Source organism: Sphingorhabdus sp. (assembly GCF_046596595.1).
Classification (GTDB): domain Bacteria; phylum Pseudomonadota; class Alphaproteobacteria; order Sphingomonadales; family Sphingomonadaceae; genus Sphingorhabdus_B.
The window spans coordinates 1-16,481 of record NZ_JBKJMB010000101.1; the positions used below are offsets into that span (position 1 = coordinate 1).

Annotated in this window: 11 protein-coding genes; 6 read left to right on the plus strand and 5 right to left on the minus strand. The window is 55.1% G+C overall.

Annotation, left to right across the window (positions count from 1 at the left end):
- On the plus strand, window positions 1-942 hold a 942-nt coding region (pyk, locus tag ACLL9E_RS10325), incomplete at its 5' end, for a pyruvate kinase (RefSeq protein WP_411291655.1).
- Between the two features lie 79 nt (window positions 943-1,021).
- Here pyk and ACLL9E_RS10330 read toward each other — a convergent pair.
- Genes ACLL9E_RS10330 through ACLL9E_RS10340 form a run of 3 tightly spaced genes read right to left on the minus strand, consistent with a single transcriptional unit; the run spans window position 1,022 to window position 4,450 of the window.
- Window positions 1,022-2,686 carry a hypothetical protein gene (locus ACLL9E_RS10330; RefSeq protein ID WP_411291656.1) on the minus strand — a complete coding sequence of 555 codons (1,665 nt, stop codon included), beginning with the start codon at window positions 2,684-2,686 and terminating at the stop codon, window positions 1,022-1,024.
- Between the two features lie 51 nt (window positions 2,687-2,737).
- Entirely contained in the window at window positions 2,738-3,778 is a 1,041-nt protein-coding gene (gene queA / locus ACLL9E_RS10335; RefSeq protein WP_411291657.1) for a tRNA preQ1(34) S-adenosylmethionine ribosyltransferase-isomerase QueA, read from the minus strand.
- An 18-nt stretch (window positions 3,779-3,796) separates the two neighbouring features.
- Window positions 3,797-4,450: a peptidylprolyl isomerase gene (locus ACLL9E_RS10340; protein WP_411291658.1), complete on the minus strand. Its 654-nt coding sequence runs from the start codon at window positions 4,448-4,450 to the stop codon at window positions 3,797-3,799.
- Between the two features lie 313 nt (window positions 4,451-4,763).
- Between ACLL9E_RS10340 and ACLL9E_RS10345 the strand changes: the two genes are divergently transcribed.
- Window positions 4,764-7,916 carry a TonB-dependent receptor domain-containing protein gene (locus tag ACLL9E_RS10345; RefSeq protein WP_411291659.1) on the plus strand — a complete coding sequence of 1,051 codons (3,153 nt, stop codon included), beginning with the start codon at window positions 4,764-4,766 and terminating at the stop codon, window positions 7,914-7,916.
- Between the two features lie 283 nt (window positions 7,917-8,199).
- Here the strand turns inward: ACLL9E_RS10345 and ACLL9E_RS10350 are convergent, their stop codons facing one another.
- A complete protein-coding gene (locus ACLL9E_RS10350; protein ID WP_411291660.1) occupies window positions 8,200-9,216 on the minus strand; it encodes a hypothetical protein in 1,017 nt (338 codons plus the stop codon).
- Window positions 9,217-9,266: 50 nt separating this feature from the next.
- Between ACLL9E_RS10350 and ACLL9E_RS10355 the strand changes: the two genes are divergently transcribed.
- Both ACLL9E_RS10355 and ACLL9E_RS10360 read left to right on the plus strand, forming a co-directional pair.
- On the plus strand, window positions 9,267-10,451 hold the full coding sequence (locus ACLL9E_RS10355; RefSeq protein ID WP_411291661.1) for an aspartyl/asparaginyl beta-hydroxylase domain-containing protein: 1,185 nt from the start codon (window positions 9,267-9,269) through the stop codon (window positions 10,449-10,451).
- Window positions 10,452-10,558: 107 nt separating this feature from the next.
- Window positions 10,559-10,843, plus strand: a complete 285-nt coding sequence (locus ACLL9E_RS10360; RefSeq protein ID WP_411291662.1) for a hypothetical protein — start codon at window positions 10,559-10,561, stop codon at window positions 10,841-10,843.
- 105 nt (window positions 10,844-10,948) lie between these two features.
- Here the strand turns inward: ACLL9E_RS10360 and clpB are convergent, their stop codons facing one another.
- Window positions 10,949-13,525, minus strand: a complete 2,577-nt coding sequence (clpB, locus tag ACLL9E_RS10365) for an ATP-dependent chaperone ClpB (RefSeq protein WP_411291663.1) — start codon at window positions 13,523-13,525, stop codon at window positions 10,949-10,951.
- A 645-nt stretch (window positions 13,526-14,170) separates the two neighbouring features.
- On the opposite strand from clpB, the gene ACLL9E_RS10370 reads away from it, so the two are divergent.
- Together ACLL9E_RS10370 and ACLL9E_RS10375 are read left to right on the plus strand one after the other, a co-directional pair.
- Window positions 14,171-15,487 carry a hypothetical protein gene (locus ACLL9E_RS10370; protein ID WP_411291664.1) on the plus strand — a complete coding sequence of 439 codons (1,317 nt, stop codon included), beginning with the start codon at window positions 14,171-14,173 and terminating at the stop codon, window positions 15,485-15,487.
- Complete coding sequence (locus ACLL9E_RS10375; RefSeq protein WP_411291665.1) at window positions 15,474-16,292, plus strand: AAA family ATPase; 819 nt, start codon at window positions 15,474-15,476, stop codon at window positions 16,290-16,292. The genes ACLL9E_RS10370 and ACLL9E_RS10375 overlap by 14 nt, the downstream gene beginning before the upstream one ends.
- Window positions 16,293-16,481: the final 189 nt, after the last annotated feature.

The window sequence follows — 16,481 nt, forward strand, 5'->3', positions numbered from 1 at the left end:
GTGCCGATTGCCGCGCTGACCGACAAGGACCGTTCGGACCTCGCCTTCGCGCTTGAACAAGGGGTGGACTGGATTGCGATGTCCTTTGTCCAGCGGCCCGAGGACGTGGCCGAAGGCAAGAAGCTGATCGGCAATAAGGCCGCATTGCTTGCCAAGATCGAAAAGCCGGCCGCAATTGGACGGCTCGAGGAAATTCTCGAGCTTGCCGACGGCGTCATGGTGGCACGCGGTGACTTGGGCGTTGAGTTGCCGCCCGAGCAGGTCCCGCCATTGCAAAAGAAGATCGTGTCGACCGCCCGGCGGATGGGCAAGCCGGTTGTCGTCGCCACGCAAATGCTCGAATCGATGATCGTCTCGCCGTCGCCGACGCGCGCCGAGGTATCGGACGTCGCGACCGCGATTTACGATGGCGCTGACGCGGTCATGCTTTCGGCAGAGACTGCCGCGGGTGCCTGGCCCATCGAAGCGGTGTCGATCATGGACCGCATCGCGCAGGAAGTGGAAAGCGACCCCGACTTCTTCAAGCGCATCCATTTCACCGAGACCCCAGCGGATTCAACGACCGCCGACGCACTCGCCGAGGCAAGCGGCCGGATTGCGGACACGGTCGAAACCAGTGCTATCGTCTGCTTCACATCATCGGGGTCGACGGCGCGCCGCATTTCGCGCGAGCGACCTTCTGTGCCGCTTCTCGTGCTTACGGCAAGCCAATCAACCGCGCGCCGTCTTGGCCTATTGTGGGGGGCCTTTGCCGTGCGCACCAAGGACATCGGCTCGTTCGAGGAAATGGTCGCCAAGGGCAAGCGTATGGCGCTGCGCTATCATCTGGGCGTCGCTGGCGGACGGATCATCATCATGGCGGGTGTGCCTTTCGGGACGCCGGGTTCCACCAATGTGCTGCACATCGTCCGCCTGACGGGTGACGAACTTAAGGGGCATTGAGTGTGCGGACAAGGTAGGCCGCAAGCACTGCCACAAGCTTATAATACCGCCACAAGCTTATAACGGGGTGTGTGGCGCTTTAGCTCGCGGGGGAGCCATTGGCCGTCCTTTTGGCTTCCTCTGCATCGATAAGCTTCAGCAGCGCCTGTGCGCGTTTTTGTTCGACCGATTCATGCGGCGAATAGGCGAGTGGTCGCAATGTGCGGCGCGCTTCGGCGAAACGGTTGCGTGCCATCAACTTGCCACCAAGCGTTAACCGAGGGCCGTCAATCTGCGGAATGGTTTTTACGTCCTGAGCCAAGCCCGCTACCGCAACCTCAGGTGCTTTTTTGCCCTCGGCACCAAAGCTTTGATGATAAAAATATAGCGGCTCATGCGCTGGCGGGTTTGCGGCGTTTGCTTTTAACAGCCATGCCCGTGCGTCCTTAAATGCCGCCTGCTGGCTTGAGTCCGGGGCAGCCTGCGCCAACCCGAGCAATGCCTGCCCCTTACGCAACATTGCCTCCCAATTGTCCGGCTGCAACATTAGTGCCCTGTCGCTGCTTTGCTGGCAGGCCGCGAAATCCTTCGCCATGCATTCGGCATGGGCTTGCACCGTCCACACTTGCGGGTCGTTTGCATATACTGCAGTCTTGGCGCGGAGTTTCTGCATCCATTTGTCGCGGCTGGCGGTTTTTTCGGCAGCGTAGGTCTCGAAATCCTTTTTGACAGGATATTTGGTTTCGGCGCGGACCTTGGTCCATGCTTCATATTCTTCCTTGGTCCAAATCCGCGCGAGCCGTTCCATAGTGATACGGTCGTCGATAAAGTCCGCTTCTGCCAAGCTTATGGGCCGAATGACTGGAGCTTTCATCACTTCAGCGGGTAAGGGCGGTGTCTTGTAAGGGTAGCTGCCGCTATCGATATAGATACCGACTTCACGGGTCAGGTCATTGACATCGCCAAACACCTTCGCCGCATCCGCAAAGCTTTGACCCGCATTGATCGCGTTAAGATAGGTTTTGAGCTGCCCTCTGCGCTTTTCGGAGAATGTGAGATAATGGGTAACCGCCCACGCATCGCCATAATCCCAATTTTCGGCATCGCGGCTTTCGTCAAGGTAGCGCCCGTCGACCATTTTGGCGGCCGGATAGCGGCGCGTGTAACGTAATTCGCCTTCGCGGTGGCGCGCGGGCTTCCCATAAGTAATTGCGCCGTTCCGTTCAAACGAGGCCGTCGAAACAAGTTCAGCAAAACCTTCTACATACCAGGCGGGATAGGCGGCTGGTTGATATTGCAACATGAAGTGGTGCGCATATTCGTGAAAGAGCACAAGCTCTCCCGAAAATGTTCCGCTGTTTCCCGCATCGCGCGGGATAACTGAAATGGGGCCGGCAAGTTGGGGGTCGTAATATCCAGCGGCATTGGCAGTCGGGTCGCCAAGGAGACGCTGGACATCCGCCACATTTGCGACCGAATACACCTTCACCTTGACGATGTTTGCGTCGTCGGGTTCGCGCATATTTGTGGCGATCATCAAAAGATAATGGATCGCTTCCAATCGGCCTGACAAACGCGCGAGGGATTTTTCGTCGCCGTCGCTATAAATTTTGAAGTGGTCGCTTTCCGCCTCTTTCCACTTGCTTTGGGCCTGTCCTTTGACGGAAATGGCCTGATCCTGAGCCAACGAAGGAACTGCGGCAAATGCCATTGCCCCCAAAATGGCAAAACCACCAAGCAGCATTCGTCCCAATTCCGCCTCCACCAAAAAATGAATACTGCTTTGTTATCGCTGCTTTTTCCTGTGCGTCAAGCGCTATGCGTTCGGTGAAGGTAACAAAAGACTGCTGTCGCCATAGCTGTAAAAACGATATTCTTGCGCAATCGCATAAGCATAAGCCGCCTGCATCGTCTCGCGTCCCATGAGTGCGCTTACCAGCATGAACAACGTCGATTTGGGGAGATGGAAATTCGTCATCAGACCGCCAATCGCCTTGAAACGATAGCCAGGCGTGATGAAGATATCGGTGTCGCCTTCAAACGCTTGCACGGTGCCGTTTTCGTCTGCCGCGCTTTCTACGAGGCGAAGCGATGTTGTGCCGACCGCGATCAGACGACCACCAGCTTCGCGGATGCGGTTGAGGCGATTGGCGGTTGCGGCGTCGATAGTGCCCCATTCGCTGTGCATCTTGTGCGCGTCGGTGTCATCGGCCTTGACGGGCAGGAAGGTGCCTGCGCCAACATGCAGCGTTAATGTCGCAGTTTCGATCCCTGCTGCGTGGACAGCTTCCATAAGCTCAGGGGTAAAATGCAGGGATGCTGTGGGTGCAGCAACCGCGCCGTCCTTTTGCGCGAACATCGTCTGGTAATCTTCGTGGTCACGCGCATCGGTTGGGCGCTTCCCGGCGATATAAGGCGGAAGGGGCATAGTTCCTGCGCGTTCGAGCAACAATTCGACCGGTTCGTCTCCGGCGAAAGCGAGCGTGAAACTTCCGTCTTCGTGTCGCTCTTCGGCAATTGCGTGCACATCCTTGCCGAAATCGATGCTGTCCCCGATGCGCAGCCGTTTGGCATTCCGGATGAACGCCTGCCACCGGCGCAAATCAATCCGCTTATGCAACGTAGCGCCAATAGATGCATTACCGCGCTGGCCCTGAAGCTGCGCCGGAATGACGCGCGTGTCATTGAAGATCAGGCAATCGCCCTTGCGCAACATCTGCGGCAGATCACGCACCGAACGGTCGGACATGGTCGCACCAGCGCCAACACATAACATGCGCGCTGCGTCGCGCGGCACGACCGGACGCAGGGCAATCCGCTCGGGCGGAAGCTCGAAATCAAAAAGGTCTACGCGCATGAAAGCTTATTGGTCCGGTCAGTTACCGTTGAGTTGGCCCACGGTGATCGGTGCCTCGGTGGGAGCGGCCGGCGCAGCAAAAGCGGGCGGCGCTACGTTGTCGGCAGCGATCGACGCCTGAACCACCTTGCTTGGATTCACCGGCGGCTCGCCGCGTTCAATTGCGTCCACAAACTGCATGCCAGATGTCACGCGCCCAAACACAGTGTATTTTTTATCGAGACTGAAACGCGGCTGGAAACAGATGAAAAACTGGCTGTTCGCCGTATCTGGTTCGTTGGTTCTTGCCATCGACACCGTGCCACGCAAATGCGGCGTGTTGTTAAATTCTGCCTTCAGGTCCGGAAGTTCCGATCCCCCTAATCCGGTGCCCTTGGGATCGCCAGTTTGCGCCATGAAGCCATCGATCACGCGGTGAAAAACCACCCCATTATAAAATCCCTGCCGAGTCAGCAGCTTGATGCGCTCGACATGCGCAGGCGCGACAGCGGGGAACATCTGAATAGTCACGCGCCCCCCGGTCGACAAATCGAGCACAAGCATGTTTTCCGGATCAGGCGCTACTGGCGCGGGTGCTGGCGTTGATGTCTGGGCCATGGCCGGGGCCAGTGCCGCCGCAAAGATCGCAAGCAGAAGCAAACTTAATTTGGAAAATAATATGCGAAGGGACATGAAGTGATTGCCTCTGTAAACCAGTTGTCGTTCCTTTAACGAACCACGCTGTCGCTGTCATGAACGATTTTTGCGAGGGCAAAGAGACAGGCAGAAATGGTCAGGAGCGGCCTTGGACGATGTGTGGCATAATGGTAACAGACCTGAAATATATTTGAAATGCGGGCCCAATTTGTTGCGCAAACCAAGCATCTCAGCCAAAGCGCAAACAACCCGGAAGGATTCCATCGTGCTCCACGTGTAATTGTCACGTGCTGCATTGATGGGGAAGCTGGGGAGTTGAACAGCCATCAGGACGCGGGAAGCCGTTGAAATGGGGCGATATTATAGGGGCTATACCGTGAAAAACACACGTATCAGCAATTTAAAATATGCAGCGGCACCGCTTGCACTGGGTCTGGCGTTGATTTCGACGCCTTCATTCGCTCAGGATGCGGCAGCCGAAGAAGAGGCGCCAGCGAGCGAAATCGTCGTCACTGGTTCGCTCATTCAAAATCCGAACCTCGAGCGATCATCGCCCGTCAATGTGACGTCTTCGGAAGAAATTGAACTATTGCAGTCCAATCTTGCTGAAGAAGTTCTGCGTGAAATTCCGGGTGTTGTCCCTTCGATTGGTTCTGCTGTAAATAACGGCAACGGAGGCGCGTCGTTTGTTAACTTGCGCGGCCTCGGATCGAACCGCAACATCGTTTTGCTCGACGGCAATCGCATCGTGCCAGCTGGCTTCGGCGGGCAGGTCGATCTTAACAACGTACCGCTCGCCCTCGTTGAGCGCGTTGACGTTCTTACTGGCGGTGCATCTACAACTTATGGTGCTGACGCTGTTGGCGGTGTTGTAAACTTCATCCTCAAGGGCGACTTTGCGGGCATGGATTTGTTGGCTTCCGAGCAGATCACCGAACAGGGCGACGGTAACGTCGCTCGCGTCGATTTGACCATCGGTGCGAATTTTGATGATGGACGCGGTAACGCTGTTTTTGGCGTAGGGTATCAGCAGGCTGACCCAGTCTATCAGGGCGCTCGTGATGTTTCGTTGACAACCATTGATACTTTCAGCGGCACGGCGATTGGTTCGGGTACGTCTTTCCCTTCGCGGTTTAGTGGAGGCCGTCTAGTAAGCGGTACGGCTAATGGTGGAACAAACCAACTCAATGACGCTGGGCAACTTGTTCCTACGTTTGCCACCTTTAACTTCAACCCATATAACGTCTTCCAGGTTCCATTCGAGCGGTTCAATATGTTTGGCCAGGCGCGCTATGAAGTGAGCGACGCGGTCGAAGTCTATACGAGGGGCCTGTTTTCTAAAAATACCGTTAGTACGATCATCGCACCTTCTGGCGCGTTCAGCCTCGGCGTTAACATTCCACTCAACAACCCGTTCTTGCCAGCCGCAGCGCGCAACCAATTCTGTGCGTTCGACGTAAACCCGAGTGCGACAGTATACACACCTCGTTTTACCCCTGCGGAATGCGCGGCAGCAGCTAGCGGAACGCTTCGTCCTGGTGACGCAGCCTATCGTGAAATTGGTCTGGGTGGCTTCGTACCATTTGACGTTAACGGAAATGGCAGAATCGAAGCTGGTGAGGGCTACAACCCCAACCCGCAATCGACTTTTGCACGCCGAGCCATCGAGGCCGGTCCCCGTATTTCCGAGTATGTAACGACAATTTTCGATTACCGGATAGGCGCTCGCGGAGCTATTACCGACTCAATAGATTGGGACGTTAACGGCGCATATGGTGAAAGTGAAAACCTTTCAACCATCAAGGGTTATACCCTAAACTCGCGTTTCCGTCAGTCGCTTCGCGCAGGCGGAACCGCTGCGGCACCGGTTTGTTTTGATACCTCAAATGGTTGCGTTCCTGCTAATGTCTTCGGGAATATTCAGCCGCAAGCAATTCCGTTCCTTGTTCAAGAAAGCTCTAGCTTTACGAAAACTTCACTTGCGCAGGTCAAGGGAACGATTAACGGCGACGCAGGCTTCAGTAGCCCATTTTCTGAGGATCCAGTTGCATTTGCAGTTGGTGGTGAATTCCGTAAGTACACGGCACGTCAAGGGGCTGACTCGCTTGCACGATCCGGTGATCTCGGCGGTGCCGGCGGTGCGACACCGAATATTGTCGGTGGGTTCAACGTATACGAAGCATTCGGTGAGCTTGTTGTGCCGGTGGTCAGCGAAAAGCCTTTCTTCCACAGCCTGACAGTCGAAGGCGGGGTTCGTTATTCGTCGTACTCGGTTGACGCGCCAGGTAATCCATCATTCAACACGACGACCTTTAAGGGCGGCGGTACGTGGGAACCAGTCGACGGCTTAGCTATCCGTGGTAACTATGCGCGTGCTGTTCGTGCTCCGAACATTGGTGAACTGTTTTCACCGGTTAATACGGGCTTGACCAACCTCGGAACTGATCCTTGCGCTACGTTGAATACGGCTGGTGCAGTGCTTCCAGGTCGTCCGGCAACTGGTCCAACCGGAGAACTTCGTGCCGTCTGCTTGGCGCAAGGTGCAAACTTGGGCAACATCAACACTATTCCGCAGCCTAATTCGGGACAGGTAAACTCGACTGGCGGCGGTAACGTCAATATTAAGCCTGAAAAGTCCGACAGCTACACGATTGGTGCAATTCTCCAACCTGCTGCTCTGCCTGGCTTCAGTGCCTCGATCGATTACTACAACATTAAGGTTACAAGAGCGATCTCGTCCCCCACGCCGGGTGACGTTATCGCTGCTTGCTTCGGATCCAGTGTGTTCAATCCACCAGCTGGCGCTTCGACGTCTCCTGCTTGTACGAGCATTCGTCGTAGTCCGGCCGATGGTGGGCTGAGTGGTGATGCCAACACCTTCACTGGTTTGCCATCGACGCTGTCGAATTCGGGTTCGATCGAAACTGACGGTATTGACCTGATTGTGAATTACAAAACCGATCTCACAGACAATATCGGATTGGCGTTGTCGTTTAACGGAAACTACACATTTAATTCCAAGTTCAATGCGTTTGTTTTTAACCCGGACTCGGTTAATCGTGATTGTACCGGGTACTTCAGCTCAAATTGTGGATCGTTGCAGCCTGATTTCCAGTGGTCGCAACGGACGACTTTGTCATTCGAAAGCATCGATGTATCGTTGTTGTGGCGCCACATGTCTTCGATGGAGCAGGAACCGCTTGATGTTATCGATTCTGGCGCATTTTTCAACGGAACCGTTGGAGCGAGTATCCCAGGTGTCGGCGGGCGCACTGTAAACTTCGGTAAGATCAAGGCTTATGATTACTTTGATCTTTCAACCCGCTTCAAAGCCAGCGAAAATATGACGTTCACCTTCTCCGTGCAGAATCTGTTGGATAAGGCACCGCCATTGACAGGGAACAATGCGGGGTCGACTACATTCAACAGCGGCAATACTTTCCCTTCATCTTACGATGCTCTGGGTCGTCGCTATGCTGTGTCGGCTAAGCTATCTTTCTGATTTGCTAGCAGAATAAGGATCGATTGGGGCGGGCAGCGATGCCCGCCCCTTTTCGTTGAGCTTCAGGTTTCTTGACGAAGGGCGATTTCAACTTAACCTAAACGTGAACAGTAGGACCCAACGTCGATGACTCCGTCCAACGTTTCGCTGCACAAGGGGAGGCCCGATGAGGTTCACCAACGATCATGCAAGTGCTCGGCGCTGGCGTTAATTAATGTGGCGTGTCCAAAGACCAAATCGCAATCTCGCACCACTCGGTCGAAAAGATTTTGATTTGTGTTGACTATAGTAACGGGGCACGCAACCTTGACGGAACGCCGGCCGCCCCGGCAACAGCCTTTGCCCAGACCAGTATCTGTTCAATTTCATCTCCATAAGCTTCAGCCGCTGTCTTATGTTCTGCCGCACGGTCGCTGGAATCGAAATTGCCACCAAATTTGCTATGCGTTGAAAACGCGGGATGGTGCGCGATCATATCTGGAGCGACATCGAGCGCAAAATGCGTTGCTGCCGCCGTCAGCGTCTCCTTCGGTTTCATAGTCAAAGTCTCGCTGTTAAGTGTGGCAATACGATCTGGGCCAAATCTGGCGACCATATGCGCAAAAAACTGTTGCTGCGCGAGCCAGCCAACCGCCGCAACCTGCAGGTCGGATTGCCGGAAATAGTCCCTTGGCTCAAACCCTAGATTCACAATTCCGTCAGTAATCAGCCCCTCAAGCAGTTCGCGGCACCACAGGCGGCACCATAATCCTTTTCGCGCTACTGAAACCAGAAACACAGGCAGCGGCGCATAGAGCAAGATCGCCTTGCTTGCAGGGCGCATGGTCAACGCAAGTGGCGCAAGGGCGTTAAACACGTTCGATGGCTTCAGTATCACCGCATCATCACCATCAAACGGCCGTGCGAGCATATGCAGGGAGTGATCCAGCTTTTCTGCCACCGCTGCTGGCGCTGCCCCCCGGCGTCGCCAGCCGACAATGTCGTTCAGCAATACGGGCTCCTTCAAGCCCATCGACACTCCGGGAAGGTTAAATCCGCGCGCAAGCATCGTTGACGCGCAAAAGGCCGAATGCAGAATGAAATGGAGATCATTTGTTTTTGAAACGCGGGCCATCGCGTCCCTGCGGCTGACGACAAATGGCTGTTCTTCTACGCCCAGATATTCATCGGTAATGAAGGTTGCGGCGTCATGTTGACCACGATCCAGATGGCGCAGCTGAAAGCTGTCCGCGCCTTCGTCGTAACGATGCGTAAGCCATTCACCATAGGCCAATATATTTTCGAGACGCTGTTCTGCCATGTTGCAGCAGACCTTGCCGTTTGTCCCTCTAAATGGCAAGCATAGCTATCATGGACCAAAATGCACCACCTGCCGAAGCTGCGCGGCTCAACAGTCAAGGGATGCTGGCCTTGCGCGCGCAAAGCTTTGCGGAAGCGGAGCGACTTTTTCTGGCGGCGACGCAATATGATAAAGGGGCCGGTGCGCTGTGGCGGAACGTGGCGACAGCGCGCCGGGCGCAAGGAAATGATGCGGGCGAACTGCTGGCGCTTGATCTTGCAATCGACGCAGACCGTCGCGATTTCATGGCGTGGCTGCGCAAAGCAGAATTGCATCAGCGCAGGCAAGAAGATGCAGACGCCGTAGCAGCCTGGCAGGGTGTGTTACAACTGGCGTCGCAAGCAGCCGACTTGCCGCCCGAAATCACCAGCGCGTTGCAAAATGGTCAGGCCTTTGTGGATCTTGCAATGTCGCGGATTGCACAGGCAGTCGAAAGCGGTGTTGCCGCGATCCAAGCCAAGATGGACGAGACAGAACAACGCCGCAGCGCTGCTTTCGTTGATGTGGCAATGGGTCGCAGGCGCATTTATCATAATCAAACCGAAGGATTATATTATCCGTTTTTGCCGGCAGACGAGTTTTTTGACAGGCGGCATTTCGACTGGATGCCGCAGATCGAAGCGGCAACAGCGGATATTCGCGAAGAGCTCGAAGCGCTGCTTGCAGACCCGGGCGAGGCATTGCGCCCATATGTCCGGATGGAAAAAGGGCTTCCCGACAATGTCTGGTCCCGCCTTGATCAGTCATTGGACTGGGGCGCATGCTTTTTATGGGAATATGGGAACCCAAACATCCCAGTGCTTGAACGCTGCCCCAAAACTGCTGCGGCGTTGGCCGCATTGCCATCCGCGCATATTCCGGGCCGGTCGCCGAGCGCGTTTTTCTCGCTGTTGAAGCCGCGAACCAAAATACCGCCACATACTGGCGTCACAAACACCCGCGCCATCGTGCATCTGCCCTTGATCGTCCCTGATGGGTGCGGATTCAGGGTAGGCGGGGAAACGCGGGCATGGCGCGAAGGCGAGGCTTTTGCCTTTGACGACACCATCGAACATGAGGCCTGGAATGATAGCGATGAGCTTCGTGCGGTTCTAATATTTGACGTTTGGAACCCGCATCTGACGCTAGCCGAACAGGAATTGATCATACAATATTTTGCAGCCGCAGACAGCACAGGACTTAATCCCGCGCGATAACATTGATATTGTTCGACAAACAACGTCGCGGAACTGTTGCGAGCGTGCACACGCCGTGATATTCACGTAATACACTCCTAAAGGACTTGATTCACAAGGAACCGACTATGCGTGCATTTATTTTAGCTCTCGCTTTGACCACATCACTTTCCGCTGCGCCGGTTCTTGCTGGCAACGAACTGGCCAAGCCAGTGAAGACAGCATCCACCGATCCAGATAAGGTGATCAAGTGCCGCAAGGTAGAAGTGACTGGATCACTCGTGAAAAAGGGCAGGGTTTGCAAAACCATCGCCGAATGGAAGGAAATTCAGGCCAATGGTAACCGCACAGCGCGCGCGATCGTCGAAAGCGGCGCTGTTTGCGCTGGCGGTTCTTGCGGCAATGGGAATTAATCTAAAATTGGGATATGTTACGCGCGTGACATTACATCGTCGCGTCGACCAGTATTTTCGCTGGGCTAAGCCGAGCGGTCGATGTCGGACAAGGGGGCTTAAATTTTACACCGTGAAATTCAACGCCCCGTCGCCTTCCGCAACCGACACAGTCGCGCCGTCGGGAATTGTACCGCGCAGAAGCATGTCGGCCAACGGATCCTGAACATAGCGCTGGATCGCGCGCTTGAGAGGGCGTGCGCCATATACTGGGTCATAACCCACACGCCCAAGCCACGCCTTGGCCTCATCGGACAATGCGAGCGTGATCTTGCGGTCCTTGAGCAGTTTTTGCACACGCTGGATCTGAATATCGACGATCGGCGCCATATGGTCGGCAGCCAGACGATGGAACAGGATGACCTCGTCGAGCCGGTTGAGGAACTCAGGCCGGAAATGACCGCGCACGATTTCCATGACTTGCGGCTCCACCTCTTTTACATCCTGTCCGTCCTCAAGCGCAGCGAGATATTGGCTGCCAAGGTTCGATGTCAAAATGATGAGCGTGTTGGAAAAGTCCACGGTGCGTCCCTGACCATCGGTTAGGCGACCATCATCGAGCACCTGCAGCAAGATGTTGAAGACGTCGGAATGGGCTTTCTCGACCTCGTCGAACAAGACGACCTGATAAGGCCGACGGCGAACAGCTTCCGTCAGCACGCCGCCTTCTTCATAGCCGACATAGCCAGGAGGCGCTCCGACGAGGCGGGAAACGCTGTGTTTTTCCATGAATTCGGACATATCGATCCGGACCATCGCATTGTCATCGTCGAACAGGAATGATGCCAGGGCCTTCGTAAGTTCAGTCTTGCCGACACCCGTTGGCCCAAGGAAAAGGAACGATCCGAGCGGACGATTGGGGTCCTGAAGTCCTGCACGCGACCGGCGGACGGCTTTTGATACCGCTTCGACCGCGTCCTTTTGACCAATGACACGCGCGCCAATAAGCTGTTCCATATTGAGCAGCTTGTCGCGTTCGCCCTCAAGCATCTTGTCGACGGGAATGCCTGTCCAGCGGCTCACCACGCCTGCAATGTCCTGCGCGGTCACTTCCTCGCGCAGCATGGCATTGCCAGCCGCAGCTTCGGCCTCTGCAAGTTGCTTTTCAAGCCCCGGTATCGTGCCATATTGCAGCTCGCCTGCCTTGGCGAGATCGCCCGCGCGTTGCGCCTGCTCCAATTCGATGCGCGCGCCGTCAAGCTGTTCCTTGATTTTGGCCTCGGCCGAAATCTTGTCTTTTTCGGCCTGCCAGCGTTGCGTGAGCTCAAGCGACTGCTGCTCAAGATTGGCCAGTTCGCTCTCCAGATTGGCCAAGCGGTCCTTCGACGACGTGTCACTTTCTTTGCCAAGCGCTTCGCGTTCGATCTTCAACTGGATGATCCGCCGGTCAAGCGTCTCGATTTCTTCGGGCTTGGATTCAACCTCCATCCGCAAGCGCGATGCAGCCTCATCCATCAGGTCAATGGCCTTGTCGGGCAAGAAACGGTCGGAAATGTAACGGTGCGACAAGGTCGCTGCGCTGACCAAAGCGCCATCGGTAATGCGCACGCCATGGTGAAGTTCGTATTTTTCCTTCAAGCCGCGCAGGATCGAAATCGTGTCCTCAACCGTTGGCTCGCCTACAAATATGGGCTGAAAACGCCGCTGAAGCGCGGGGTCTTTCTCGACATGCTTTTGATATTCATCAAGCGTGGTTGCGCCAATGCAGTGCAACTCGCCGCGCGACAAAGCTGGTTTGATGAGGTTCGCCGCATCCATTGCGCCTTCGCCTTTGCCAGCGCCGACCAGCGTATGCATTTCGTCAATGAACAGGATGATGTCGCCTTCGGCCTGCTTGACCTCATCAAGCACGCCCTTCAACCGCTCTTCAAATTCGCCACGATATTTCGCGCCTGCAATAAGCGCGCCCATATCCAGCGACAGCAATTTGCGGTGTTTCAGGCTGTCGGGTACATCGCCATTGGCGATGCGCAGCGCTAGGCCTTCAGCAATAGCGGTCTTGCCAACGCCAGGTTCACCTATCAGGACAGGGTTGTTTTTGGTCCGGCGTGCAAGAATCTGGATGGTCCGGCGAATTTCCTCATCGCGGCCGATGACGGGGTCAAGCTTGCCCGCGCGCGCCACTTCGGTCAGGTCCCGCGCAAATTTCTTGAGCGCATCATAACGGTCCTCTGCCCCCGCAGTGTCCGCGGAACGTCCGCCGCGCAGCTCGTTTATCGCGGTATTCAGCTTTTCGGCCGTAACCGCTGCTGCTGCTAATGCCTTGCCCGCCGATGTCGTCTTTGCCAATGCAAGCGCGAGCAGCAAACGCTCAACGGTCACATAGCTATCGCCCGCCTTTTGCGCGACCTGTTCTGCTGAATCCAGTATGCGGACGGCATCATTGTCGAGCCCGGGTGTTTGCTGCGCGCCGCCACCTGACACGGAGGGCACCTTTGCCAAGGCCGCATCTGTCTCGCGCAGGGCAGTGGCCGCATCGCCGCCTGCTGCCTTAATAAGGCCTGACGCCATGCCCTGCTCGTCCTCAAGCAAAGCCTTGAGCAAATGTTCTGGCCCGATCCGCTGATGGCTCATGCGGATAGCGACGGTCTGCGCGCTTTGCAGAAAACCCTTGGCCCGGTCGGTAAATTTCTCGAGGTTCATGCGCTAATTCCCAAATTTGCTTAAAGCCCGGCGTCAGAGGATCCACTCTTCTTCGGAATGTAGTACTGCGTGTTCCCAACACAAGTATGGATGAAGATACTCGACGCCGCTGGACTGGGTCTTACACTTTGGCGGTAACCAACGACATTCCCATTGCGTAATGTATGTCAATAGAAGTCGCAATTGACTTGCGTTTGCGGGTAATCCGAGCAATCGGATTTCATGGAGTCTAATTATAAACCAGTTAGTTGCGATGACCGAACGGCTTCCCAGTCCGCTCTCATAGAGTTTAGATGGAGGGTTGTCCAAGAGGTAATCGAAACAGCCGCTCGCAGCTATGAACGTGGCGTCGAACTTAGACGAGCGCACAAGAAATGGGGCGTATCGGTCAGAACAATGCAGCGGTGGGTAGCAAATTTTGAAGCTGCAGACGGCAACATAAGCTCGTTGGCGCGTGCTAAGCCAAGGAATGCAGGTCGCGGGCGTGTATGGGTTTCGCGCACATTCGATCGAATATACCTGCTTAACGAGCACTGCGACCCCGCGTTGCTCCCAGCGCTACAAGCCAAGGTAGATCAACTTATCCGGGCGGCTTGGGCTTCCCAGGCACAGCGGGCAGGGTGGCGACAAGTAGGACGTGAGGTCATGACTGCTTTTGCAAGGCACCTTCGCCAGAGCGGTATATCGCTGCCAGAGGATGCGCTCACGCTGTCGCAGCGCAGGATTAGGGAGGCGCGCTACTTCAGGATCGTCGATATAAGGGCGCACGACCGCAAGAGCTACGACGATGAGCGCCCTCGGATAAGACGCGCCAATGATAGTTTTCTCCCTATGCAGCAGATCGTAATGGACGTGAAGGTATTGGATTGTGCGGTATCGCGAACCGATGGGACTGTCGCGTGGCCGCGTATGATTGCTTTTATGGACATGGGCACCCAACGGGTTTTTCGCAGGTTTTTCCTGTTAAATACTTCAGAAGCAATTCGCCAGGAGCACGTCGCAACAGTATTCGTCGACATGATCAGTGATCCGATGTGGGGTTTTCCTCAGCAGCTATACCGCGACAACGGATCAGAGTTCTTTATCCTCAACATGATCAGATCGGCGCTTGATCAACTGCAGGATAAAGAAGCTCGAACAATAATAAACGCACGACCATATTCCGCTGCGTCAAAACCAGTTGAGAGTAGGTTTGCGACACTTGATCGGTTCGTTTTTTCCCAGATGCAAGGCTGGACCGGCAGTAACCGCATGCTCAAGAAAACTGCCCATCTTGGCAGGCCGCCCGCGCCTTACCCCGGGACCTTTATTGAATTCATCAAAGAAGCAAATGAGAGAATTTGTGTATTTGAAAACACACCGATCGGAAGCGGGCCGTTTTCGGGCAAGACGTCTCCACAGCTATTGGCCGAACACGTGACACGTGGATGGCGGCCACTACTCGTTCCGGTCGAGCGCATAGACGCTGCGTTCTGCAGTCACGAAACACGCAGGGTATCGAAGGGAATGCTGAAGATTGCGGGAGCAATTTATCGGCACCCCAAGCTGGTAACTGGACAAACGGTGAACATAGCTCTGCCTTGGCGGCGGCATGGAATGCCCCTCGCCTACATTTCTGGAATTGGATGGGTCCCTCTTGAGCCTGAGATTCTTTTCACTCCTGACAGTCTCGAAGGTGCACGGGCGAGCAATAGGCTCAGACGCGAATATGAATTGGCAGTGGGGCAGTTGAAAGCCCTGGCCGGAAAAATTGATCTGGAAGCTAATCGCGTCGATCGGCTGAAAGCGTTATCGGTCCAACCTGCTGTTCAGCCAATCGTTGATTTGACTGCGCTACCCGAAAAAGAACTCCTGGGCCGTGCACTTAAACACAATGCCCCCCGACCGTGGGCTAAGCTTAACAAAAACGAGAGCATGCGCTTAGAAACTGAAGAGCTGGAACGCTACCTTGCAAGCCGCTGATGTGCCAAGCCATAAATTGCCGATTGAAACTTCGGTCGTTCGCTTCATTCGAACACGTTTACAAGTCACGCACGAAGATCGAGCGATTTGCGTAATTTCAGGACCCTGGGGAATCGGCAAGACAACTGCAGTTGAGGCATTTGCTCGAGCAAACGTTGGCCAGTGCATTATTGTTAAAATCGAGCAGGGCTCGATGAAACATGGGGCCTCTCCGGTGTTTGTTATGCAGCAAACACTGGAAGCTTTGAGGCCCTTGGTTAAACGATCACCGCGTGCAACGCTCAGCAACGCTTACTGGTCGCTCCGCCAAATGCTTTATAAGTGTACAGCCGACTGGCTCTCGCAATGGCGAATTGACTCGACGGCTTCAGATGATCCGACCTTTTCTATTGTTTTTGACGAGGCCCAGTACCTCTCACGAGAATCAATCGAAATGCTTCGATTCTGGAACGACGTCGACAGGACGGTAATGCCTTTCCCGATAGGCTTGGCTTTCGTGGGCAATAGTGAGTTCGCGCTTGAGGAAAAACCAAACGGTCTTAGCATTCTATCGGGAGCCGTCCGTAGCCGATCACTTTTCGTCGAGACGCTCTCCTACAACGATGTAAGCGATGACGACATCAGCAGCTTCCTGCGAGCGTGCGGTTCATACGACGCGGATGCTCTCTCATTTATGCTGGGCTACTTTCGTCGACCACGAGTTCGGCGTGATTTCCGCACTATTTTGCGACTGGATGCGTCCATCCGCCGAAGATCCCCTGACTCAACCATAAGTATTGCTGCCGCTCAGTCTGTTCTCGGCTGAAATTCTCTGGGCGAGGTGCGCGTTTATCAAGGTCTCCTTCGCGTCCGTTTTTTGGCGTAACTAGCTAGGTTGCGGTCCGGCTGTAAGCGTGCGGGCATTGCACGTAGCGTTCAGTTGACGGCGTGTTTGGACGTCCAGCACCATGGCAGGAGTTCATCGAGCCGGTTGGCGGGATGCCCGTCGATCATT

Coding starts and splice junctions, on each gene's coding strand:
- queA (WP_411291657.1), bottom strand. CDS start 3,778: ATGCGCGTAGACCTTTTTGATTTCGAGCTTCCGCCCGAGCGGATTGCC.
- ACLL9E_RS10340 (WP_411291658.1), bottom strand. CDS start 4,450: ATGTCCCTTCGCATATTATTTTCCAAATTAAGTTTGCTTCTGCTTGCG.
- ACLL9E_RS10360 (WP_411291662.1), top strand. CDS start 10,559: ATGCGTGCATTTATTTTAGCTCTCGCTTTGACCACATCACTTTCCGCT.
- ACLL9E_RS10355 (WP_411291661.1), top strand. CDS start 9,267: ATGGACCAAAATGCACCACCTGCCGAAGCTGCGCGGCTCAACAGTCAA.
- ACLL9E_RS10350 (WP_411291660.1), bottom strand. CDS start 9,216: ATGGCAGAACAGCGTCTCGAAAATATATTGGCCTATGGTGAATGGCTT.
- clpB (WP_411291663.1), bottom strand. CDS start 13,525: ATGAACCTCGAGAAATTTACCGACCGGGCCAAGGGTTTTCTGCAAAGC.
- ACLL9E_RS10345 (WP_411291659.1), top strand. CDS start 4,764: ATGGGGCGATATTATAGGGGCTATACCGTGAAAAACACACGTATCAGC.
- ACLL9E_RS10370 (WP_411291664.1), top strand. CDS start 14,171: ATGACTGCTTTTGCAAGGCACCTTCGCCAGAGCGGTATATCGCTGCCA.